At 48.8% G+C, this 20,928-nt stretch carries 19 protein-coding genes; 15 read left to right on the forward strand and 4 right to left on the reverse strand.

Annotated elements, in window-relative coordinates:
* Positions 1-64: 64 nt before the first annotated feature.
* Genes ASG33_RS14565 through ASG33_RS14575 form a run of 3 tightly spaced genes read right to left on the reverse strand, consistent with a single transcriptional unit; the run spans position 65 to position 3,083 of the window.
* Entirely contained in the window at positions 65-922 is an 858-nt protein-coding gene (locus ASG33_RS14565) for a LytTR family DNA-binding domain-containing protein (protein ID WP_056286658.1), read from the reverse strand.
* On the reverse strand, positions 919-1,998 hold the full coding sequence (locus ASG33_RS14570) for a sensor histidine kinase (protein WP_056286661.1): 1,080 nt from the start codon (positions 1,996-1,998) through the stop codon (positions 919-921). Before ASG33_RS14570 ends, ASG33_RS14565 begins: the two co-directional genes overlap by 4 nt.
* The gene (locus ASG33_RS14575; protein WP_056286664.1) at positions 1,995-3,083 is read right to left on the reverse strand and encodes a sensor histidine kinase; all 1,089 of its coding nucleotides are present in this window, start codon (positions 3,081-3,083) and stop codon (positions 1,995-1,997) included. The genes ASG33_RS14570 and ASG33_RS14575 overlap by 4 nt, the downstream gene beginning before the upstream one ends.
* A 236-nt stretch (positions 3,084-3,319) precedes the next feature.
* Here ASG33_RS14575 and ASG33_RS14580 point away from each other — a divergent pair, with 236 nt between their 5' ends.
* The 13 genes from ASG33_RS14580 (at position 3,320) to ASG33_RS14640 (ending at position 19,569) form a co-directional block, all read left to right on the forward strand.
* Positions 3,320-3,769 (forward strand): hypothetical protein, encoded by a 450-nt coding sequence (locus ASG33_RS14580; protein ID WP_056286670.1) that lies wholly within the window; start codon positions 3,320-3,322, stop codon positions 3,767-3,769.
* 93 nt (positions 3,770-3,862) lie between these two features.
* Positions 3,863-4,846, forward strand: a complete 984-nt coding sequence (locus tag ASG33_RS14585) for a TIGR03885 family FMN-dependent LLM class oxidoreductase (protein WP_056286673.1) — start codon at positions 3,863-3,865, stop codon at positions 4,844-4,846.
* Positions 4,847-5,072: 226 nt separating this feature from the next.
* Positions 5,073-5,426 (forward strand): response regulator, encoded by a 354-nt coding sequence (locus tag ASG33_RS14590; RefSeq protein ID WP_056286677.1) that lies wholly within the window; start codon positions 5,073-5,075, stop codon positions 5,424-5,426.
* A gap of 194 nt (positions 5,427-5,620) precedes the next feature.
* A complete protein-coding gene (locus tag ASG33_RS14595; protein WP_056286682.1) occupies positions 5,621-7,264 on the forward strand; it encodes a TldD/PmbA family protein in 1,644 nt (547 codons plus the stop codon).
* 80 nt (positions 7,265-7,344) lie between these two features.
* A complete protein-coding gene (locus ASG33_RS14600) occupies positions 7,345-8,661 on the forward strand; it encodes a TldD/PmbA family protein (protein WP_056286684.1) in 1,317 nt (438 codons plus the stop codon).
* Between the two features lie 149 nt (positions 8,662-8,810).
* Positions 8,811-10,448, forward strand: coding sequence for a TldD/PmbA family protein (locus ASG33_RS14605; RefSeq protein WP_056286687.1), 1,638 nt, complete (start codon positions 8,811-8,813; stop codon positions 10,446-10,448).
* Between the two features lie 15 nt (positions 10,449-10,463).
* A complete protein-coding gene (locus tag ASG33_RS14610) occupies positions 10,464-11,801 on the forward strand; it encodes a TldD/PmbA family protein (protein WP_056286690.1) in 1,338 nt (445 codons plus the stop codon).
* Between the two features lie 3 nt (positions 11,802-11,804).
* Positions 11,805-12,422 (forward strand): DUF4159 domain-containing protein, encoded by a 618-nt coding sequence (locus tag ASG33_RS14615; RefSeq protein ID WP_056286694.1) that lies wholly within the window; start codon positions 11,805-11,807, stop codon positions 12,420-12,422.
* A 165-nt stretch (positions 12,423-12,587) separates the two neighbouring features.
* On the forward strand, positions 12,588-13,571 hold the full coding sequence (locus tag ASG33_RS14620) for a MoxR family ATPase (RefSeq protein ID WP_056286697.1): 984 nt from the start codon (positions 12,588-12,590) through the stop codon (positions 13,569-13,571).
* 19 nt (positions 13,572-13,590) lie between these two features.
* Positions 13,591-14,493, forward strand: a complete 903-nt coding sequence (locus tag ASG33_RS14625; RefSeq protein ID WP_056286699.1) for a DUF58 domain-containing protein — start codon at positions 13,591-13,593, stop codon at positions 14,491-14,493.
* Positions 14,493-15,698: a BatA domain-containing protein gene (locus ASG33_RS14630; RefSeq protein ID WP_056286702.1), complete on the forward strand. Its 1,206-nt coding sequence runs from the start codon at positions 14,493-14,495 to the stop codon at positions 15,696-15,698. Before ASG33_RS14625 ends, ASG33_RS14630 begins: the two co-directional genes overlap by 1 nt.
* Positions 15,691-17,895, forward strand: coding sequence for a DUF4175 family protein (locus tag ASG33_RS14635; RefSeq protein ID WP_056286705.1), 2,205 nt, complete (start codon positions 15,691-15,693; stop codon positions 17,893-17,895). The genes ASG33_RS14630 and ASG33_RS14635 overlap by 8 nt, the downstream gene beginning before the upstream one ends.
* A gap of 18 nt (positions 17,896-17,913) precedes the next feature.
* Positions 17,914-19,569 (forward strand): hypothetical protein, encoded by a 1,656-nt coding sequence (locus ASG33_RS14640; RefSeq protein WP_056286708.1) that lies wholly within the window; start codon positions 17,914-17,916, stop codon positions 19,567-19,569.
* Here the strand turns inward: ASG33_RS14640 and ASG33_RS14645 are convergent, their stop codons facing one another.
* Entirely contained in the window at positions 19,570-20,376 is an 807-nt protein-coding gene (locus ASG33_RS14645) for a tetratricopeptide repeat protein (protein WP_056286710.1), read from the reverse strand.
* 71 nt (positions 20,377-20,447) lie between these two features.
* On the opposite strand from ASG33_RS14645, the gene ASG33_RS25800 reads away from it, so the two are divergent.
* Complete coding sequence (locus ASG33_RS25800) at positions 20,448-20,606, forward strand: hypothetical protein (RefSeq protein ID WP_157474773.1); 159 nt, start codon at positions 20,448-20,450, stop codon at positions 20,604-20,606.
* Positions 20,607-20,625: 19 nt separating this feature from the next.
* A complete protein-coding gene (locus tag ASG33_RS14650) occupies positions 20,626-20,928 on the forward strand; it encodes a hypothetical protein (RefSeq protein WP_157474775.1) in 303 nt (100 codons plus the stop codon).

A 20,928-nucleotide genomic window follows, 5' to 3' on the forward strand; every position in this document is an offset into this window, starting at 1 on the left:
TTTCAAAAATTGGGGGCGCAATTTCTGATTATTTACCGGTTTTTCTATGTCAAACTGCACTCTTTTATTTTCCCATCCATTTACGGAAATCGTTAGACTTTTCCCGGCTTACAATCACTTCCTTCTCAAAGGCCGGCTTCAATGTGAGCGCCAGGCGGTTGTTATAGTAAGGCTGGATCTGCGTTACCGCATTGTGGGTGACGATAATGCCCCGGTTGATCCTGAAAAAATGCGCCGGGTCGAGGAACTGCTCTATCTCGTCCATTCTGTAATCGACCACGAATTTTTGTCCCTGATGATTCTTGAAAAAACTAATGCTTTCTTCCGTAAAAAAGAATGCGATTTCCCCTACCTCAATGGAGAGCAGCCTGCCACCTTGCTTTACCAGGAAACGGTTGCGGTACGATGCGGCCGGCTGGTGGATCTGCAAGGTTTTCAGGATGTTTTCAAGACTGGCGGAAAGCGCAGAATGCGGGTGCAATTGTGATGCTCCCTCAGATTCTGTCCTTGAATCCATGCGAGATTCCGTCGGGGATTTGTTTTTATGCATTCCGGTGAGCTCATAAAATTTGCGGATGCTGCGCTGCAAATCCTCCTGCTGCACGGGTTTTAATAGATAATCGATGCTGTTGACCTTAAACGCCTGCAAAGCATATTCGTCGTAGGAAGTGGTGAATATCACCGTGCTTTGAATCGATACGCGGTTGAAGATCTCGAAACTTTGTCCGTCAGCGAGCTCAATATCCATGAAGATCAGATCCGGCTCACTTTCCCCGCTTTCCCGGTTCGCTTTCACCCATTCCACTGTGGCGGCAATGCTCGGAGTAACAGCCTTGATGACCATTTCAGGCGCAGTTTCTTCCAGTAATTTGGTGAGTTTGCGTACCGCCAGCTTTTCGTCTTCAACGATTAATACATTCATTGGTTGTCAGATTTTTCGGCAAGTAATGGCAGGAGTACTTTGAAATGTGCCGCAGCCACGTCTATCACCGGTTGTTTTTCAGAAAGGAGGTTGTATTTGGCAAAAATGTTAGCGAGCCCCAGCTTTGTCGATTTGACAGGTGTTGATTTGGTAACAACATTATTACACACTTCCAGCCAATCGTCGCCGGCAGATGTGATCTTGATAAGCAATGGCGTTTGTTCCAAAATCGCATTGTGTTTCACCGCATTCTCCACCAAAAGCTGCAAAGTAAGCGGCGGGATGAATTTGTGTAGATCCGCCTCGTCCACCCGGATCACCAGGTCCAATCCCTGATCGTACCTCGTTTTCAGTAAATGAAAGTAGGAGCGGATGAATTTGAGCTCGGTCGCCAGCGTCGTCAGCTCGCTTTGGTTGTTTTGTAAAAGATACCTGTAAACCTGCGCCATTTCGTCTACAAACTGCTCGGCCCGCTTGGGCTCGTCGGTGATCAATGCAGACAGGGTATTGAGGCTGTTGAACAGAAAATGCGGATTGACCTGACTTTTCAAGCTTTGCAGCTGTCCCTGCATGCCCGCCTTTTTGATTTGTTCTTTGTTTACCTTGATTTCCTTCCACTTTTTGAGCGAGTAATTGCCTTCATAAAGCAGCGTAAGTACGATTACCGCGACGAATTCGAAAATGTAAACATCGACCATTTTCTCAAAGTCCAGCTCCGCGTCCACAGGCCGGTAGTGGATAATAAAAATGCCGTAAACGGTTACATATACCCCCGTAATGATCCAGAATGCGACTGCGGTAAGGAAGCCGCGTTTGAGGGATGAATGCAGCGCCGGGTACTTTCTCGCCAGATATTGCGCGGCCCAGTCGTGGGGAACAAATGCGAGCGTGGTCATCACGAAAATCATGCAGGTGCCCAGGATGAAATTGGACAAACTTGCAAAATAAGGCTCTCCGATGAGCAGGTAGCTGATCGTGGGTACAAACCAGGGGATCAGTAGCGCAAACATCCACCTGCCAAAGAGGCTGAGCCAGATAAGCCGACCGATATTGTTGAATTGCAAAGAGGCGATCATGTGTAAATCAATGGCAAAATCACTGTAAAACGGGCAGGTTCTTCCTTGACCTGGATCGTGCCGGCCTGGTTGAACAGCAGCTTATACCGCGAGATCAGCGTGGCGAGGCCCGCTTCCGTGAACGACATACTTACCACGCGCCTTTGCAGGTTATTACTTACTTCAAGCTGTCCCGTCGCAGTGGTTTTAATGCAAATTTGCAATGTGGCCTCGGGGGAAATGATGTTGTGGCGCACTGCATTGTCTACAAGTACCTGCAAGCTAAGTGGGGCGATTTGCCCGCTCAGGTAAATATCCGCCACTTCCACCACAAACCGGATCCCGTTTTCGTAACGCGTTTCCAGCAGGTAAATGTAAGACCGGATAAAGCGAAGCTCAGCTTCAAGTGGAACAAGGTCATCTTCCTTGTCTGGCCCGTAAACGCTGAGCAGGTACCGGTACACTTTCGACATTTCATCCACGAATTTTTCGGCTGTGGCAGGGGCTTCCGAGATCAGTACCGATAAGGAATTGAGGCAGTTGAACAGGAAATGCGGGTTCACCTGTTGTTTAACCGTGTCCAGCTCTGCCTGTAACTGCCTTTGCTCCATTTGGTTCAGTTCCTGCAAATCATTTTTCCATTGACTGAATGCAAAAATGAGTTCGGTAAGCCCCGCGGCTGTCAGCGACCCGCTCCCGATCGCAAACACAGCCCAAAGCGTGTGTGTGAGGTTAAAATGGTAGCCAAACAAATGCGTTTGGCTATATATGATCATGGCTAATAGAAACGCTGTAACACTTACTGCTCCATACAGTACAAACCAGGAAAGTACCCGCCGTACCGACTGTCCGGGCTCCGGATAAATTTTGGTGACCGCCGGTGAAAATTTGCGGTTGATCAAAAAGGCAGTCAGGAAAAAGAGCAGGTTCAACACGCTGCCGCCCAGGAGAATCTGCACGTCGGTAAAGTACGCTGCACCCCAGATCAGATTTCCCGCAAGCGGTACTACGGCCGCCAGTATCAGTACCATCAGACTCAGGCTCACCCGGTTTCGCCGGATCGAGTCTGCATAATGAATGGAAGATAGGATACTGCCTGTGGTCATAGATTTTGAATGTGACCATAAAATTAAGCGGCATTTACATCAGAGTAAATCGCAGCTTGCCAAACAGTCAATATTCATCACTCAATTGTCACGTTATCGTCTTGAAATGGAGTTGGGCGGAGCGGCCATTCGATGCTTTATTTTCTTCATGGCCTGAAAAAACTGTTACAAGCGCTCACGCGAGTGGTATGAAGTAAATGTTTCTCTTTGTTTGAAAACTAACTTCTCTATCACGAATGAAAATGAAAAGCGTATTTCTGCTGCTGGTCTTAATGGCCGTAACCCATTTATCGTTTGCCCAAACCGGCGAAACGCTCACGAACAACAGCATTGTCTCTATGTATCAGGCAAATGTATCGGGTAAGCTGATCATCCAGAAGATCAACCTGAGCAAAGGTAAATTCGATATGTCGGTACCTGGTTTGCTGGCTTTGAAGAGTGTCAAGCTTCCCGAGCCGATCATGGAAGTAATGCTGGCCTCAACAACTCCGACAGATGTACTTAAAAACGAAAACATCATTCAGCTATGCCAGGCCGGTTTTTCAAAGCGGTTTATTATCCAGAGAATACAGGCTGGTCCCAATAAATTCAATGTAACTACCGACGGCCTGATCCAGCTGCAGGTGGCGAAGGTACCCGAGGCAATTACCAAAGTGATGATGACGGGGCCAGGAAAATCCAGATAAGAGCGGCATGCCTCCTGCCAGGCACAAAATTTTTAGGCCCGCGGCACCGGTACTTTTTGGCCGGACAAATCTTATCCTAAATTTTCAACCATTATGGCAGTAATTGGCTATCACGCTTCACACGAGCAGTTTTCACCTGCTGAACTATTGAGCCTGGTGCAATTGGCAGAGGCGAGCGGGTTCGAGTCGGCGATGTGTTCCGATCACCTCAATCCGTGGAGCCACGATCAGGGGCATTCGGGGCATCTTTGGTCGTGGCTGGGCGGTGCGCTGCAGGCTGCCGGCACGATTCCCTTCGGTTCGCTGGTGATACCCGGCGGTGCGAGGTTCCATCCCGTAATGGTTGCGCAGGCGGCGGCGACACTCGCTGATATGTTCCCCAACAGGTACCAGTGGATTGCGCTGGGCAGCGGCGAAGCATTGAATGAAGCGGTGCTTTCACCCGAATGGCCTTCCAAAGAGGAGCGGAATGCACGTTTGCAGGAAGCCGCGGCAATGATACGTGCGCTCTGGAGAGGGGAAATTGTGACCAGCAGGGAAGGTTACCATTATGCTGATCAGGCGAAGATCTGGTCGCTGCCGGAGCAGACGCCCCGGATTTTTGGGGCCGCGCTGACTCCGAAAACGGCTAGGTGGATGGGCGAATGGGCTGACGGGCTGGTGACTGTAAATCATTCAAAAGAGAAATTGCGCGAGGTAGTGGCTGCATTCAATGAAGGCGGCGGCGCAGATAAGCCTAAGTACGTACAGGTGCATGTGAGCTGGGCTCGAACAATGGAGGAAGCAACGCAAAATGCCTTTGAGCAATGGCGGACCAATACGGTATCTCCCGAGAAATGCGCGAATTTCAGGACAGTGGAAGATTTTGAAAATGCAGTTACTGATATGCGTCCCGAAGATATGGCTGAGCATCTTTTTATCTCGACCGATCCTGAGGCGCACATCGCGCACCTGCAAAGTGTGGAGGAGATCGGTTTTGAGCAGATCATGGTCCATAATGTAGGGAAGAACCAGGCTGAATTTATAGAGGTATTCGGCAAGTATGTTTTGCCGGGACTGAAAGTAGCAAGCTTGTAACCCGAAGCCGCGAAAGCGGCTTTTTTAATGAAAGTGTTTACCGTTTAATAAGTTGTATGTTGTAAATGGATCTGATTATTAGGTAGATAAGCAGAGTTACTGGCGGGATAAATTATTTTTATGGGACGGCTGGAAGATTTTTTTTAAGACAAAGGCCGAAAACTGGGTTACGACGAAATTAATTCTGAATTTTGTGCCCAGAAAACCATCTATCAGCCAGGTGCCAATGAGCATACTTTACATTGATCATGAAGTCAATAATCTGAATTCCTTTAAAGCTACATTCAGGCGCGACGCTGAAATTTACCTGGCAGAAACAACCGAAGAGGGCCTGGAAATATTGGACGAACAGAAAATTGACGTCATTTTCGCAGACCACCAAATGCCCGAAATGACCGGTCTGGAATTTCTCCGCCTGGCTTCCGACAAGTACCCCGGGGCAGTGCGTGTGCTGTTGACAGGCAATGCATACACCGATGAGTTCAGGATTGCGGCTGGCAAAGGTTATTTTCACACCTACATCAATAAACCCTGGGACGAGCAGCAGCTCCGCCATTTAATCGTCTCACCTGCTTCCTGATACAGGGAACCTCTTTCTTCTTTTTAGTCATATTTTTCGCGATTCTCCGCGAGACTTACCTGTGTTTAAATCACTTTTTGCTTCAAAAAATTGCCACAGCAATATTTGTTGGAAAAATATATTGATTACATTGTGAAGCCTTTCTCAGGCAAAATTATCCTTCATCTTTTTTCAGAAAGGCCAAACATTATCAAATGAAAAGAAGAGATTTCATGCAAATGTCAGGTATGGGCTTTGGCGCTATGATGCTGTCCCAGGTGCCTGTCATCGGCAATCCGGTTTCGGAAGCACACCTGCTTGATCCCTGGATGGACGCAGCCTCCAAAAAGAAGCTGACAGAAGTGGCATTGAACGCGGCAAAAAGCAAAGGCGCTACCTATACAGATGTACGTATCGGCCGCTATCTGCAGCAATACGTTTTTACGCGTGAAAAGCAGGTACAAAATATCGTCAATGCAGAATCTTACGGGATCGGAGTCCGCGTGATCGCAAACGGAACCTGGGGTTTTTCAGCCACAAGTGACGTTACTGCCGATGGTATCGCCAAATGCGCCGCTACCGCAGTCGCCATTGCAAAAGCCAATTCAAAGTTCCAGAAAGAGCCTGTGGAGCTTGCCGCGCAGAAGGGCGTAGGAGATCAAACCTGGAAAACGCCCATCACCAAAAATGCATTCGAAATCCCCGTTCGCGAGAAGATCGACCTGCTGATGAATGTAAATGGAAAAGCGCTCGAAAACGGCGCCAGCTTCGTTACATCCAACCTGTTTTTTGTAAACGAACAAAAGTATTTCGCCTCTTCCGACGGCTCCTTTATTGATCAGGATATCCATCGCGTCTGGCCCACTTTCACGGTGACAGTCACGGACAAAGCAGCTGGTAAGTTCAAGACCCGCGATGCCATCAGCTCGCCGATGGGAATGGGATACGAGTACCTCGACGGACTTGCCTCTGAGAAAATAGCCGGTCCGAACGGGCTGGTAGGCTATCGTAATTCCTACGATATGGTTGAAGATGCGATCATGGCTGCCAAACAGGCCAAGCAAAAAATAACCGCAAAAACAGTGCAGCCGGGTAAATATGACCTGGTGCTAGACCCGAATCACCTGGGCCTCACCATACACGAATCGGTAGGGCACCCGACCGAGTTGGACAGGGTACTCGGCTACGAAGCGAACTACGCAGGTACCAGCTTCGCCACGCTCGATAAGTGGCAATCCAAGAACTTTGCATACGGAAGCAAGCTGGTCAATATCGTAGCTGACAAAACGCAACCCAATACGCTGGGTGCCGTCGGTTACGACGATGAAGGTGTACCCTGCAAGGAATGGGATATTATCAAAGACGGTATCCTCGTGAATTATCAGGCGATCCGTGATCAGGTCAAAATCATTGGCGAAAAAGAATCACACGGATGCTGCTACGCGGATAACTGGTCTTCGGTTCAGTTTCAGCGGATGCCCAACATTTCCCTTAAACCGGGAATAGAAAAACGCAGCGTGCTCGATATGATCAAGGGTGTTGAAAAGGGGATTTACATCATCGGGCGCGGCTCTTATTCCATTGACCAGCAGCGCTATAACTTCCAGTTTGGCGGTCAGGTGTTTTATGAAATCAAAAACGGCGAACTCACCGGAATGCTCGACGACGTAGCCTATCAATCCAATACACAGGAGTTCTGGAATTCATGCTCTCAGCTCTGCGACAAAGACGATTACCGCACATTCGGCTCGTTTTTCGACGGAAAAGGGCAGCCCGGTCAGGTAAGCGCCGTATCCCACGGCAGCCCCACCACCCGGTTTGACGGAGTGAATGTGATTAATACGGGGAGGAAGATATAGGGAAGAAGGAGGAAAAGGAGGAGGTTCGAAGTTACAACAGACTAAACCATTTCGTGACAAACGATTATAAAACAGGTAAAATGGCAATCCTTTCAAAAGACGAAGCAAAGCAAATCATAGATAAAGTCCTGGCATTTTCGAAGGCTGATGAAGTCAGTGTAGGATTGTCGGGCAACCGGACGGGGAATATCCGCTATGCGCGGAACTCGGTCTCGACCAGCGGGGAAACGACCGATCTTTCCTTGTCGGTTACCTCTGTTTTTGGTAAAAAATCAGGTACGTCGACTATTAATGAGTTCGATGATGCGTCACTGGAAAAAACGGTGCGGCGAGCTGAGGAAATCGCGCGGCTGGCTCCCGAAAATCCGGAGTATATGCCGATGCTGGGCGCTGCGAACTTCCCTGAAAGCAAGGCTTTTGCCGATAGTACAGCGGCGATCAACCCTGATTTTCGTGCGCAGGCCGCATTCAATAGCATTGATCCGTGCGTGAAAAAGAACCTCACAGCCGCCGGCTATATGGAAGACAGCGCTGGGTTTTCAGCGATGGGCAACAACAAAGGCTTGTTTGGCTACAACAAAAGTACCTCCGTGGACTTCTCCATTACTGTCCGCACTGCCGATGGAAAAGGATCGGGCTATGTGTCCCGCGATTATAATGATGTGTCCAAGCTAAATACATTGGCGGCTACGGAGATAGCCATGCAAAAGGCGCTTGCTTCCACCAATACCAAAGCATTGGAACCGGGCAAATACACCGTCATTCTTGAACCAACTGCCGGTGCAGACCTGCTGCTGAATATGATGCGGAGCATGGATGCCCGCAGTGCGGATGAAGGCAGGAGTTTTCTGGGTAAAAAAGGCGGTGGTACCCGGCTGGGCGAGAAGCTTTTTGACGAAAGAATCACGATCTACTCCGACCCGATGAATGCCGAAATCCCGGGCGCTACTTACCTGGGTGACGGAAGGCCGCAGGAGAAAGTGGTTTGGGTGGAGAATGGGGTTATCAAGAACATGTCGTACTCGCGCTTCTGGGCCGAAAAGCAGGGTGTTAAAGCGGTGCCGCCGGCAGGAGGCTTCATTTTTCAGGGAGGCAATGAGTCCATCGCCGATCTGATCAAAGGGACTGAAAAGGGGATTCTGGTCACGCGTTTCTGGTACATTCGCGCGGTTGACCCGCAAACGCTGCTTTATACCGGACTTACCCGCGACGGTACTTTTTACATTGAAAACGGCCAGATCAAGTATCCTGTCAAAAACTTCCGGTTTAATGAAAGTCCGGTCATTATGCTCAATAATGTGGAGGCGATCGGCAAGCCCGTGCGCGCGAACGGAAGTCTCGTGCCGCCTCTTAAAATCCGCGATTTTACATTTACCAGCCTTTCAGACGCGGTTTAAACCCGAGCTCATCGCAGGCAAAACCATTTAAGTATAAAATCTGCCATACATAACAAGACTTTTGATCCGGGTAACCCGATTCATTAACTTATGAATTGGGTTATATCCTGATTGTTAATCATGCCACTATTAGCAAACATCTACATACTTTGAAAAGACGAGATTTCATTCAACTGGCTGGGTTAGGGACCGGAGCGTTCATGTTACCTGGCCTGGCAATGGGCAAAGTTGTTTCCCCGGAAGCATTCCTCCAGCCAGGAGCCGATGTGGCGGTCAAGAAGCGGCTGGCCGATGCAGCGCTGAATGCTGCCAAAGCAAAAGGCGCCTCCTATGCCGACGTGCGGATCGGGCGCTACCTCAATCAGTTTGTAGTTACCCGGGAAGAAAAGGTGCAGAACATCGTCAACACCGAGTCTTACGGAGTGGGTGTGCGTGTGATCGCAAATGGATGCTGGGGATTTGCAGCGGTTGTAGATGTGAATAATGAAGCCCAGATGGCGAAAGCTGCGGAAGACGCTGTTGCGATCGCCAAGGCCAATTCCAAATTGATGAAAGAGCCCGTTCAGCTGGCACCGCAGAAAGGTTTTGGTGAAGTAAGCTGGAAAGCCCCGATCAAGAAAAACGGTTTTGAAGTACCTATAAAAGAAAAAGTAGACCTGCTGCTTTCTGTCAACGATGCGGCGATGAAGAATGGCGCCAACTATGTGAACTCGGTTCTTTTTCTGGTAAACGAACAAAAATATTTCGCATCAACAGACGGGTCTTACATTGATCAGGATGTACACCGGATCTGGCCGATTTTCAATATCACGACCATTGACCCGAAAAGCGGCAAGTTTGAAACCCGGAATGCACTCAGCGCACCAATGGGAATGGGTTACGATTATCTGCAGGCAAATCCGGCAGATAAGGTAACCGGCATTACCACGCGCTATAATATGGGATATGATATGCTGGAAGATGCTACCGCAGCTGCCAAACAGGCCAAGGAGAAACTTACAGCCAAGTCGGTGGAAGCAGGCAAGTACGATCTGATCCTTGATCCGTCGCATTTGTGGCTGACCATTCACGAGTCAGTAGGTCACCCGCTTGAACTGGATCGCGTACTTGGATATGAGGCCAATTTCGCCGGAACTTCTTTTGCGACACTTGACAAATGGAAGTCGAAGAATTTCCAATACGGAAGCAAGCAGGTTAATCTGATCGCCGACAAGTTGCAGGTTGGCTCGCTCGGTGCCGTAGGTTGGGATGATGAAGGGGTGAATACCAAGAAATGGGACTTAGTCAAAGATGGTGTACTCGTTAACTACCAGGCGATCCGCGATCAGGCACATATCATCGGAGAAAAGGAGTCACACGGTTGCTGTTATGCGGATAGCTGGAGTTCGGTGCAGTTTCAGAGGATGCCGAATGTGTCGCTGGCAGCTGGCAAAACGCCATTGTCGGTAGACGAGATGATCAAGGATGTGAAAAAAGGCATTTATATCATCGGCGACGGCTCCTTCTCAATCGATCAGCAACGTTACAACTTCCAGTTTGGCGGACAGCTGTTTTATGAAATTAAGGATGGAAAAATTGTCGGTATGCTCAAAGATGTGGCTTATCAGTCTAACACGCAGGAATTCTGGAATTCATGCGTGCAGGTTTGTGACGAGAGGGATTATCGCCTAGGCGGATCTTTCTTCGACGGGAAGGGTCAGCCTTCACAGTCAAGCGCAGTGTCTCACGGAAGCTCAACTGCGCGTTTCAATGGAGTTAATGTGATCAATACGGCAAGGAAGATTTAAAACAAAAACACCACCATGGCCATCATCTTAACAGAAGCAGAAGCAAAGGCATTGCTGCAAAAGGTTTTGAAATATTCCAAAGCAGATGAATGCGAAATCAATATAATGGGCGAGGAGCGGGGCAACTTGCGCTATGCCCGTAATGAAGTGTCGACCAGCGGCGCTTTGACCAATCAGAACCTGGAAGTGCAATCCGCATTCGGGCAAAAAGTAGGCGTTGCCACTGTGGACGAATTCAGCGACGAGGCAATTGAAAAATGTGTGAGAAGATCCGAAGAACTCGCGCAGCTCGCTCCCGAAAATCCCGAGTATGTAGGTGTTCTCGAACCTCAGACTTATGGTAAATCAACCGGTTTTTTCGAGTCTACTGCCGCCATTAACCCCGATTTCAGGGCCGATGCTGTTGCCAAAAGTCTTGAATTGACACGCGCTCAGAACCTGACTGCGGCTGGTTTTCTGGAAAACCAGAAAGGTTACCGCGCGATGATGAACTCCAAGGGTTTGTTTGCGTATTACCCCAGCACCAATATCAACTTTTCACTCACCGTGCGCACACCGGACGGAACGGGTTCCGGCTATGTGGCGAGAGGATATAGCGACGCTAAAAAGCTGGATACGGCGGCTGCAACGAAGATTGCGATCCTGAAATCCAAAGGTTCAGTGGGAGCAAAGGCTTTGGAGCCGGGTAAGTATACCGTAATTCTGGAACCTACTGCGGCTGTGGTGTTGCTGGAAAATATCTTCTTCGCAATGGACGCGCGCAGTGCCGATGAAGGCCGGTCTTTCCTGAGCAAGCCGGGCGGCAAAACCAAGCTGGGCGAAAAGATCGTGGACGAACGTGTGAACATTTATACCGATCCCGCAAATCCGGACCTTCCTTCGTCACCCTGGTCGGGAGACGGGCAGCCGATCAATAAAATGAGCATGATCGAAAAGGGCGTGGTGAAAAACATGTTTTATTCGAGGTACTGGGCCAAGAAAAACAATGTCAAGCCAGTTCCATTCCCTACGAATGTGATCATGGAAGGCGGGACAGCCACTTTGGAGGAAATGATCAAGTCGACGAAGCAGGGAATTCTGGTGACCAAACTCTGGTACATCCGGGAGGTTGACCCGCAGACTTTACTACAAACGGGCCTGACCCGCGACGGTACTTTTTACATTGAAAACGGCGTTATTAAACATCCGATCAAGAATTTCCGCTTCAACGAAAGTCCGGTTATCATGCTGAACAATCTGGAAACACTTGGGAAATCTGAGCGGGTGGTAAGTACGGAGTCAGACCGTAACTATCTGATACCACCTATGAAGATCAGGGAATTTACATTTTCATCACTTTCCGACGCAGTTTAAGTATTGAAGCCTTTCTTTTTCACACGAATTCAATACACTTCGGGTAACTGGGATACCGATCAGCGAATGCCTTCCAATCTGTTGCATTCGCTGGTCGAGTACACCACAATCCCGGTCGACGAGAAAGAAAAAGTTGTACAGCTTAGCAGTAACGAACTTTTCAAGAGTCCATTCTGCTATTTAAGCGGTCACAAACTGGTTGAATTTTCACAGCAGGAACGGGATCATTTCCGCAGGTATGTTCAAAATGGCGGCTTTGTTTTTGTAGACGATTGCAACCACGATATTGACGGACTGTTTGCCAAGTCGTTTGAGCAGGAAATGGAACGCACTTTTGGCCCCAAAGCATTACAGAAAATCCCGAACAACCACCCGATTTACAACTCCTTCTTCAAATTCGAAGACGGTCCTCCAACTACATCATTCGAGCTAAACGGCTGGGGCGACGACCTGGTCCACGATTACCTCAAAGCCATCACGATCAATGGCCGCATCGGCGTTTTGTACAGCAATAAAGACTACGGCTGCGAATGGGACTACGATTTCCGGAACAAACGGTTTCTGGCCGTGGATAATACAAGGTTCGGGGTCAATATTGTGGTTTATGCGTTGGGAGTTTAGGAAAGGAGAACGGAGGGAAGGATGGAGGAAAGAGGAAAGAGGAACATCATTATATGCCTTGTCACCCTGAGCGGAGTCGAAGGGAATGGCGTGGTCGCTCTACCCTTCGACTGCGCTCAGGGTGACAAGTAAAAAAATAGCCGATTAACATTAATTTTTTCCACATTGAATACTTCACCAGAACATTACAAATCACTTGTTTCCAAGCTTCCGCTCCTGAAAAGGGAGATTGCGAAGGTGATTGTTGGGCAGCGGGAAGCGATTGATGAAATATTGATCTCACTGCTTGCATCGGGGCATTGCCTGCTGGAAGGTGTGCCTGGGCTTGCGAAGACTTTGATGGTAAAAACCATGTCAGAAGCTTTGCACATGAGCTTCAAACGGATACAGTTTACACCCGACCTGATGCCGGGCGATATTGTGGGTACTGAAATCCTGGAAGAAGACCATGACACAGGCAGGAAGTTCTTCAAATTCAATCGCGGGCCGATATTTGCCAATGTGGTACTTGCGGATGAGATCAACCGAACCCCGCCAAAAACGCAGGCTGCATTGCTCGAAGCCATGCAGGAAAAAAGCGTGACCTACGGAGGAGAAAGCTATCAGATGCCTGATCCTTTTTTGATCATTGCCACCCAAAATCCCATTGAGCAGGCCGGTACCTATCCATTGCCCGAGGCGCAGCTTGACCGCTTTTTACTTTATATTAAACTGAATTACCCCAACGAACAGGAGGAACTGGATGTACTGAAAGGTACAACCGGCTCGGCCAGGGCGCAGGTGGAGCGGGTTCTTTCGGATACCGATATCCGGGATTTGCAACAGCTTGTCCGCCAGGTGCATATCAGTGAGGAGCTGATTGTGTGGATCAATAAGCTGGTTCGCGCTACCCGGCCTGAGGGCAGCCCGTCGGCGTTTGTTAAGGAATGGTGTGACTGGGGCGCCGGTCCGCGGGCGGGGCAGGCACTTGTACTTTGTGCCAAAGCCAGGGCTGTGTTGCACGAACGTTTCGCGGTTATTCCGGAAGATATACAAACGCTTGCCTATCCCGTTTTTCGTCACCGCATTGCTATGAACTTCCGCGCGGAAGCTGAGAATATCACCAGTGACCAGGTGATCAGCGATTTGCTTGCTACGCTCAAACCCTGACACCAATTCACATTCAGGTATGGCAAAGCAAAACGGCTTGTTGGCAGCGAATCTGGTAAAGCTCAAAAACCTCCAACTTACCGGCAAGCTGGTGAGCGAGGAGCTGATGCTCGGTATACACGCCAGCAAACGGTCGGGGATAGGCATTGAATTTGAACAATACCGGCACTACCAGCCTGGCGACGATCCCAAGCGGATCGACTGGAAGCTTTTTGCAAGAACCGACAAACATCTTGTCCGCGAGTCTTCCACCGAGAGCGACCGCCAGCTACGTTTTTTACTTGACCTTTCCGGCTCCATGAATTATGCCGAAAATGGCGTTAGCAGGCTTCAATATGCACAGATACTGCTTGCCTCGCTTGCTTACCTGGGTTACATTCAAAATGACCAGATGAGCTTGTATGCTTTGAAAAACGGCAGTTTGGAAACCATATGCGCGGCAGGTTCATCTGCTTCGGGCAAACAGGCTTTTCAGAAGATGCTGGTGGGACTGGAAAAGGCGGAGGCTAGGGGAGAATGGAGGATGGAGGAAGGGGAAGAAGGGAAATTGACCGAGCTGCGATCAAATAAGAAGGAGCAGTTGATTCTGGTGAGTGACCTGTTGCAGGTTGATGCGGAATGGATGCAAGTAATACGTTCACTGGCAAACCCGCATCGCGAGATCGTGATTTTCCAGATTTTGGGCGATCAGGAGCTTGACTTTACATTAAGTGGTTTTTACAGATTTAAAGATCTGGAAACCGGGAGAGAAATGGAGCTTGACGCTGCTTCTGTCCGCGAAAAATTCGTGACGTCGGCACAGGCATATTTTGAGAAACTTAAAAGTGACTTGCAGATCCCGTTTGTGCATTTGATCACAGCCAGATTAAGCGACCCGATCGGAATGGTGTTAAAAACATTTTTAACCAAAAGAAAAGGCTGATGGAATTGCTGCAACCGTGGATGCTGTGGGGAATTACAGGGGTCGCATTGCCGATCGCTATTCACTTTTGGTACCAAAAAAAAGGGGAGGTAATTGCCTGGGCAGCATCGCGGTGGCTGGTGGACGAAAGCTCGCTCAAACACAGAGGTATCCGTTTGCACGAGATCCTGCTGCTGCTCATTCGTTGTTTGCTGATTATCCTGCTTGCATTGTTACTCAGTCAGCCGGTTTTGCATGGGTGGGAAAGCAATGCAGCACAAGAGCGCGTGCATCTCGTGCAGGCGGATGCCAGGGTTGTGAATAATTACCGGTTTGAGATTGAAAATGCATTGAAGGCAGGCGAGCACGTTTTTTGGATCAGCCCCGATCAGCAGGCACTGCGCTCTACTTCGGAGATACCTCAGGTGGGTAATCCTGTACAATACATTCAGAAAAGCATTAACAAGCTGGCCAAAGGACAAACGAGCATCTACCTCGTGGCAGACCAGCAGCTGCTTTCTATACCCAAAGTAGTTGTGCCAGGTAAGTTCAGCCTGTATATGCTCACTGATTCTGCTTCGATGCAGCCGGCTAGTTATATGGAGTTGAATGATGGTAAAAGGTTGTTTGTCAATCCTGGTAGTGGCCTGTTGGAAGTTGCGCAGAACGGAGCATCAACAGTACGGCTCGCTTCGAAGCCGGTGCATTCTGGTGATCTGAAACTATTGATTGACTATAAAAATCCTGCGGAAAGACAGTCTGTTATGGCAGCTGTAAAGGCACTTACTGAGGTTTACAGCTTGCCTTTTCAAATGGATGAGAAAGCAAATGCAGACAATGTGTACGATTGGATATTGTCTGATCAAAAACCAGCAAAGACCGCGGCAAAAACCCTCTATGTGATCTCGGGAAAAACAGCGGATTTGCCGCAACATAGTAATGTAGTTTACGTAACTGACTCCCTGCTTTTGAATTCGTCCGACCTGGTTCGGAATGGGAGGTTGCCGGAATGGCTAGGGGAGATATTTACTTCTTTTTACCAACTAAAAAACAGGAAAGAGCCGCTTAGCAGACAGCAGTTAAGTTTATTATTTGAAGAAGTTGAAATGCCACAAACACAGGAAGCAGCTGAACTCCGGAAGTGGCTCTTGCTTGCGTTCGTTTTACTAACAGCGTTAGAAAGGTGGCTTGTATTGCGTAAATCGACCCTTGCACGTTATGCATAGTCTGAACAAATTGATCAGCTCGGTGTCGGTGCAGCTTTTTGCAGCCGGATTGATCCGCTGTGTATCGCTCGCAGTCGCGGCCTTTCTGCTTGTTTTTACATTTGCTTCTGTCGCGTATGCTGCGCTTGCTTCGGGACTTGTTTTTGCATTCGCTATCTGGCAAAATAAGTTATATGAAAGCAAAAAATCCGGTGCAATCGCACTGATCCATCGCTACACGGGCGAAACCGAATACAGCTTGCATTTGCTGGAAAAAGAGGAGCTGAACCTGGCTGAGCAAATGCAGCTGGAGCGGATTTCGAAAAACCAGATCAGCTTTCCTTACCGTGAGTTGTACTCCGGAATGGCGCCTTATGCTGGCGTACTCGTAATAGCTGCCACCATTTATTTTCTCCATCCTCAATGGAATTCAGTTGATAAACCGGCGGGCCAAAATACCGGGCTTGTTCAGCAGGAGCGGACGAACGCGCCCGAAATTGCGCCCCGGCTCGTGCGGGCGGAAGTGTCTGTAAGTCCGCCTGCATACACCGGGCTGCGGCAAACGGATTCAAAAGATTTGAATGTGTCGGCCATTACCGGCTCGAAGCTAGTTTGGGAGGTGGAGTTTAGCAACACAAATAAGCTGACTGTTAAGCTGGCCAATGCACGGGGAGAGGAAGTGCGCTTTGTCAGGAAAGGTACTGTTTTTCAATATTCCGACCGGCTTGCAGGTTCGGGTTTGTACTCCATTAAAGGTTATTGGAAGGATTCACTGGTTTACCAGTCAGAGTTTTACAAGCTTGATGCAATCCCCGACCTTGCCCCCAAGATAGAGCCGGCTTCGAAGGAGTTGTATAAATACCATTTGTTGAAAGACAGTAAAACACTCAGCGTTTCAGCCAGGATATCGGATGATTTTCAGGTCAGACAGGCATTTATCGTTGCTACGGTCGCACGGGGTTCGGGGGAGAATGTGAAGTTCCGGGAAATGCGATTTCCGTTGAGTCCCAATCAATTCAAAGAAGCCAATGTTCAGAAAACAATTAACCTGAATGAGCTCAACTTTACACCCGGCGATGAACTTTACTATTATTGGGCGGCGGTAGATAACCGGTTGCCCGAGGGTAATTTTACCAAATCGGATACCTACTTCCTGGTTTATAAAGACACTGCGCGGATTGAAGAAGCGGAACTAGCTACGATGGCAGTCAACATCATGCCCGAATATTTCCGGAGCCAGCGGCAGATCATTATTGATACTGAAAAGCTGATTGCAAAAAGAAGAAAGTTGGAGAAAAAGCCATTTAACGCGGCTTCAAATGAGATAGGGTATGATCAGAAGCTGCTACGGCTGCGGTATGGACAATATTTGGGAGAAGAGTTTGAAACCAATATTGGGGGCGGTGGGGCTCCCGGCGAAATCCCGGAAGGTAATATCATAGACGCATTCACGCACCATTCTGACGGAACAGGAGAAGCAGCCGAACAGCACCAGGCGGAGGGAAATGCCGGTGACCATGGACACGATCACGGGAAAACTGCGCCGCCCACCGAATCGAAAGACCCGCTGGCTGCTTTAATGGAGCAGTACACGCATTCGCACGACGATGCCGAAACAAATACCTTTTACGAGCAGTCGACCAGGAGTTTGCTGAAATCGGCATTGGAACAAATGTGGCAGTCGGAACTGCATTTGCGGATGTACGAACCTGAAAAGGCGCTTCCATTTGAGCATAAGGCGTTAGAATACCTGAAATCGGCACAACAGAAAGCGCGGACTTACGCCAAAAAGAGCGGCTACGATCCGCCGCCGATCAAGGAAAAAGAGAAGCGGCTTACGGGCGAGTTAAAAGATATAGCGGCGGATTTTACCTCCGAAAAAATCTATGACCAAAAGCAAACTGCGCAGCTTGCCGCCGAAGTGCTCGGGTTTGTGGACCGTGTGAAAACCGATAAAAACAGTCAGGCACGTTTGCGGCTCGCCGGAAGTGAGCTGAGCGACCGGCTGATCTCGGCAGGTCCGTTTAATGGCGGCTTGCAGAACTGGCCGCTGATTGCCGCATTGCAAAAACTGGTGAGCAGTAAAGTGCTCTCCAAGGCAGAAAAGGAAGAATTAAAAACCGGCCTGTACAAATATGCCAACCGTGGGGTGCAGGGATATAAAGGGTATGCGGCTGACAAAAAGCTGGAAGAAGCTTTCTGGAAAAAGCTTCAGTAGCTGACAAATTGAATTTGAATGATCCAACTTGATTTCGACTGGTCTGACACATTAAGCCTGATTACCCTGGCAGCGGCGATCATCGCGGCTTTGGCTACATTGCTGCGGGGGATTTTCGCTTTCAAGAATCGCCCTGTCAATGGCAGGAGAGCTGGATTGAAGCTGCTACTGAATGTAATTTTATGGCTGAGTGTGATCGCGTTTATATTACAGCCACAGCTCACCTTAAAGGCGAGAGTTACTACCGGAATCCTGGCCGGAAGTGAAGTTCCGGCTGCTTTTCTGCGCCATTTGCAGGATAGTCTGAGGCGGGCGGAAGTGGTTACAGTTGAGGAAATTGCGCATGCGGGGGTGGATACCTTGCTGCTCGTGGGGACAGAGTTTCCGCCGCGTTTGTTTACCAGCTTACCATTGTCTGTGGCGCCGCCGGTGATCAGGTGGATACAGTATGATAAGCCTGACCGGTTTGTGCGTCTCCAATGGAAGGGAATACTGCGCAAAGGTGAAATGCAGGAAGTGTCCGGCCGGCTTGTATCTACTAAAAAGCAGGTGCTTAAACTTGGGTTTGGCAGGAATACACTGGATAGTACCAAGCTGATCGAGGGTGAAAATCAATTTAAGCTCCGATTTTCCGCATTTGCAGCAGGCAGGATAATGGTCACATTGGGGATTGATGGTCAGCAACAGGATACGCTCCGTTTTTTTGCCAGGCCTGCTACTCCGCTCGCGGCGCGCTTTATCCTGGATAGTCCCGACTTTGAGAGCCGGAACCTGGCTGCTTGGCTGGGTACGAGCGGACATGCCGTGGTATATGATGTCGCGATTGCGAAGGATCTGAAATCGAGTGTTAAAATCAATGCGGCCAAGACGCCCGATCTGGTCATCACCAATGCAGCCAATGCTAATTCCGCGGCTGTGAAGAAGGCACTGGCAGGCGGAGCCAGTGTTCTTTTTATTGGCCTCACCGATCCTGAATCTGAAATCAGGCGCATTAATGAGGTTGTAGGTACCCGTTTTCAGGTGCGCAAAATTTCAAACGAGCCTGCCGTAAAAGTGCTGCCCCAGCTGGACGCTCTGCCTTTTCAATTCGTTACTGCTGCTAATCAGATCAAAGTTGCAGGAATGCCGGTTGCTGTTGAGAAACGTCGCGGTAATGTGGCTGTAAGTCTGCTGAATGAAACTTTCCCGATGCAACTGGCAGGTGACTCGGTCACATACCAGAAGGTTTGGGATACCATTCTGGCCAATTTACAACCCGTCGGGACCCACAATCTGGAAATTGAAGCACCGGTTATTAAAGGGGTAAAAGCACGGTTGGACCTGAATAGTTTCGCTGCATTGCCGCGCATTTTGCCAATCGGGTCGGATACCCTTTTTCCTTCCAAATCGCCTTTTAATCTCAGTGCGGGCAGCGCGGAGTTTATACCGGTGCAATCGGGCTGGGTCGCATTACAGGATTCAGTGCCGGCGGAGATTTTTGTTGAAAATGATTCAGAAACAGCACAGCTGGCTCGCATATCCACTTTGGTAAGTACTTACGAAAGGCAGTCGGGGGTTACCGGCGAACCTGAATCAACATCCAGGACTGCTTCACGTGCATTGCCGGGATGGGTATGGTTTATGTGGCTGATGATCTGCTTCGCTGCGTTCTGGATCGAAGAGAAGTTTTCGTAATCACTGGTTTTCCAGATCATTAAGCGTTACCTGCCGCGGATATGGTGCAAAGTGCGAATTGGGTTCATTGATCCGGTAGCCTTCTTCTATGTACTGCCGGGCTTTCTGAAAATACGTGGTCTGGCGATTGTTACCCATAATTTTGAGCGTCAGTCCCATGTAATAGTTGGCGGTAGGGTGCTGCTCATACAGTTGCAGGCATTCATTCAGCCGCTCCTGCGCCTTGTCAAGCTCCCCCGACAGATAGTACATGATCCCGAAGTACAGCAATGTGTTATAGTGGATATCGTTTTTGCCTTCGCCTCTTTTTTGCGTAGCTATATCTTGTAAAAAGCTAATCTCCGCCTTCTCAAAATCACCGAGCTGCATCCAGGCAATGGCTTTGTAAAACGAGAAAGAATGATCCATTGTAAATGCGTGGGGCATTCGCTTCTCAGCCTCCTGGAAATCTGCGATGGCTTTTTCATAATTGCCGGCCACAATGCAATGCAGATAGCCGCGGTAAGGCAGCCAGCGGTTTGTATCAAGTTCAACAGCTTTGTCCATATTGGCGAACAGCTGTTCAAAATCTTTGAGAACCATATAATGCTGGGCCTTTTCCTGATAGGCTTCTGCGATATTCGGACAAATGGAAATGAGGGAATCGTAAGTCTGCGCGCGGCCCGGGTGCTCAATAGGAAACAGATCTGCGCGTCGGGAATAGAGTGCAAAAAGGCTGTCCCGGTAACTTTCCGAAGCACAATCAGGTTGACTTTGCCCGAATGCGACAGTCGTGATATTTGCCAGAACTAGAATTAACAATCGCATATCTTCCGGTCAGGTGTAAACTTTTGTTTGCTAACCAAACAATTCCTATTTTTAGTTAAATAACGCGCACTATGTATCTATTTACTCTCAGAATGCACCTGGCTGCGTTGAAGCAGCTTCTTAATGATCGTTCTTCTGAAATGACAGAAGATCAACGATTAAAGGTTTGGCAAAAGATTGAGACTTTGCAAGACGCGATTGAGCTATTGGAAAAACTTGAAAAACGCTGAAATCTTAAAACCCAGAATCATGGAAACAAAAACAGAATTGGCATATGAAATTGAGCAATTGCTCGCTGCCGCAGATGAGTCGATCCGGGAGGCACAGTCATTTCTGATCAGTCAGGGTGAGCTGGTAGACCTTACTGAATGGGTCACGATCAAAGAATATTGCAGCCGGTTCAATATACGGAATGTTGAAACTGTTGTCAACTGGATCAACAGGGGGATTATCTCACCTGAAAACGTTCGCACGATTGAAGAATTTAATCATACAAGGCTGATTAAGGCAATTCCGTACAACACAAAGTCTTCTCCCAAAATTAACACCTGA

Origin of the sequence: Dyadobacter sp. Leaf189, assembly GCF_001424405.1 — a bacterium.
In the GTDB taxonomy this organism is placed as follows: domain Bacteria; phylum Bacteroidota; class Bacteroidia; order Cytophagales; family Spirosomataceae; genus Dyadobacter.

Coding starts and splice junctions, on each gene's coding strand:
- ASG33_RS14565 (WP_056286658.1), bottom strand. CDS start 922: ATGAATGTATTAATCGTTGAAGACGAAAAGCTGGCGGTACGCAAACTC.
- ASG33_RS14570 (WP_056286661.1), bottom strand. CDS start 1,998: ATGATCGCCTCTTTGCAATTCAACAATATCGGTCGGCTTATCTGGCTC.
- ASG33_RS14575 (WP_056286664.1), bottom strand. CDS start 3,083: ATGACCACAGGCAGTATCCTATCTTCCATTCATTATGCAGACTCGATC.
- ASG33_RS14580 (WP_056286670.1), top strand. CDS start 3,320: ATGAAAATGAAAAGCGTATTTCTGCTGCTGGTCTTAATGGCCGTAACC.
- ASG33_RS14585 (WP_056286673.1), top strand. CDS start 3,863: ATGGCAGTAATTGGCTATCACGCTTCACACGAGCAGTTTTCACCTGCT.
- ASG33_RS14590 (WP_056286677.1), top strand. CDS start 5,073: ATGAGCATACTTTACATTGATCATGAAGTCAATAATCTGAATTCCTTT.
- ASG33_RS14595 (WP_056286682.1), top strand. CDS start 5,621: ATGAAAAGAAGAGATTTCATGCAAATGTCAGGTATGGGCTTTGGCGCT.
- ASG33_RS14600 (WP_056286684.1), top strand. CDS start 7,345: ATGGCAATCCTTTCAAAAGACGAAGCAAAGCAAATCATAGATAAAGTC.
- ASG33_RS14610 (WP_056286690.1), top strand. CDS start 10,464: ATGGCCATCATCTTAACAGAAGCAGAAGCAAAGGCATTGCTGCAAAAG.
- ASG33_RS14625 (WP_056286699.1), top strand. CDS start 13,591: ATGGCAAAGCAAAACGGCTTGTTGGCAGCGAATCTGGTAAAGCTCAAA.
- ASG33_RS14630 (WP_056286702.1), top strand. CDS start 14,493: ATGGAATTGCTGCAACCGTGGATGCTGTGGGGAATTACAGGGGTCGCA.
- ASG33_RS14635 (WP_056286705.1), top strand. CDS start 15,691: ATGCATAGTCTGAACAAATTGATCAGCTCGGTGTCGGTGCAGCTTTTT.
- ASG33_RS14640 (WP_056286708.1), top strand. CDS start 17,914: ATGATCCAACTTGATTTCGACTGGTCTGACACATTAAGCCTGATTACC.
- ASG33_RS14645 (WP_056286710.1), bottom strand. CDS start 20,376: ATGCGATTGTTAATTCTAGTTCTGGCAAATATCACGACTGTCGCATTC.
- ASG33_RS25800 (WP_157474773.1), top strand. CDS start 20,448: ATGTATCTATTTACTCTCAGAATGCACCTGGCTGCGTTGAAGCAGCTT.
- ASG33_RS14650 (WP_157474775.1), top strand. CDS start 20,626: ATGGAAACAAAAACAGAATTGGCATATGAAATTGAGCAATTGCTCGCT.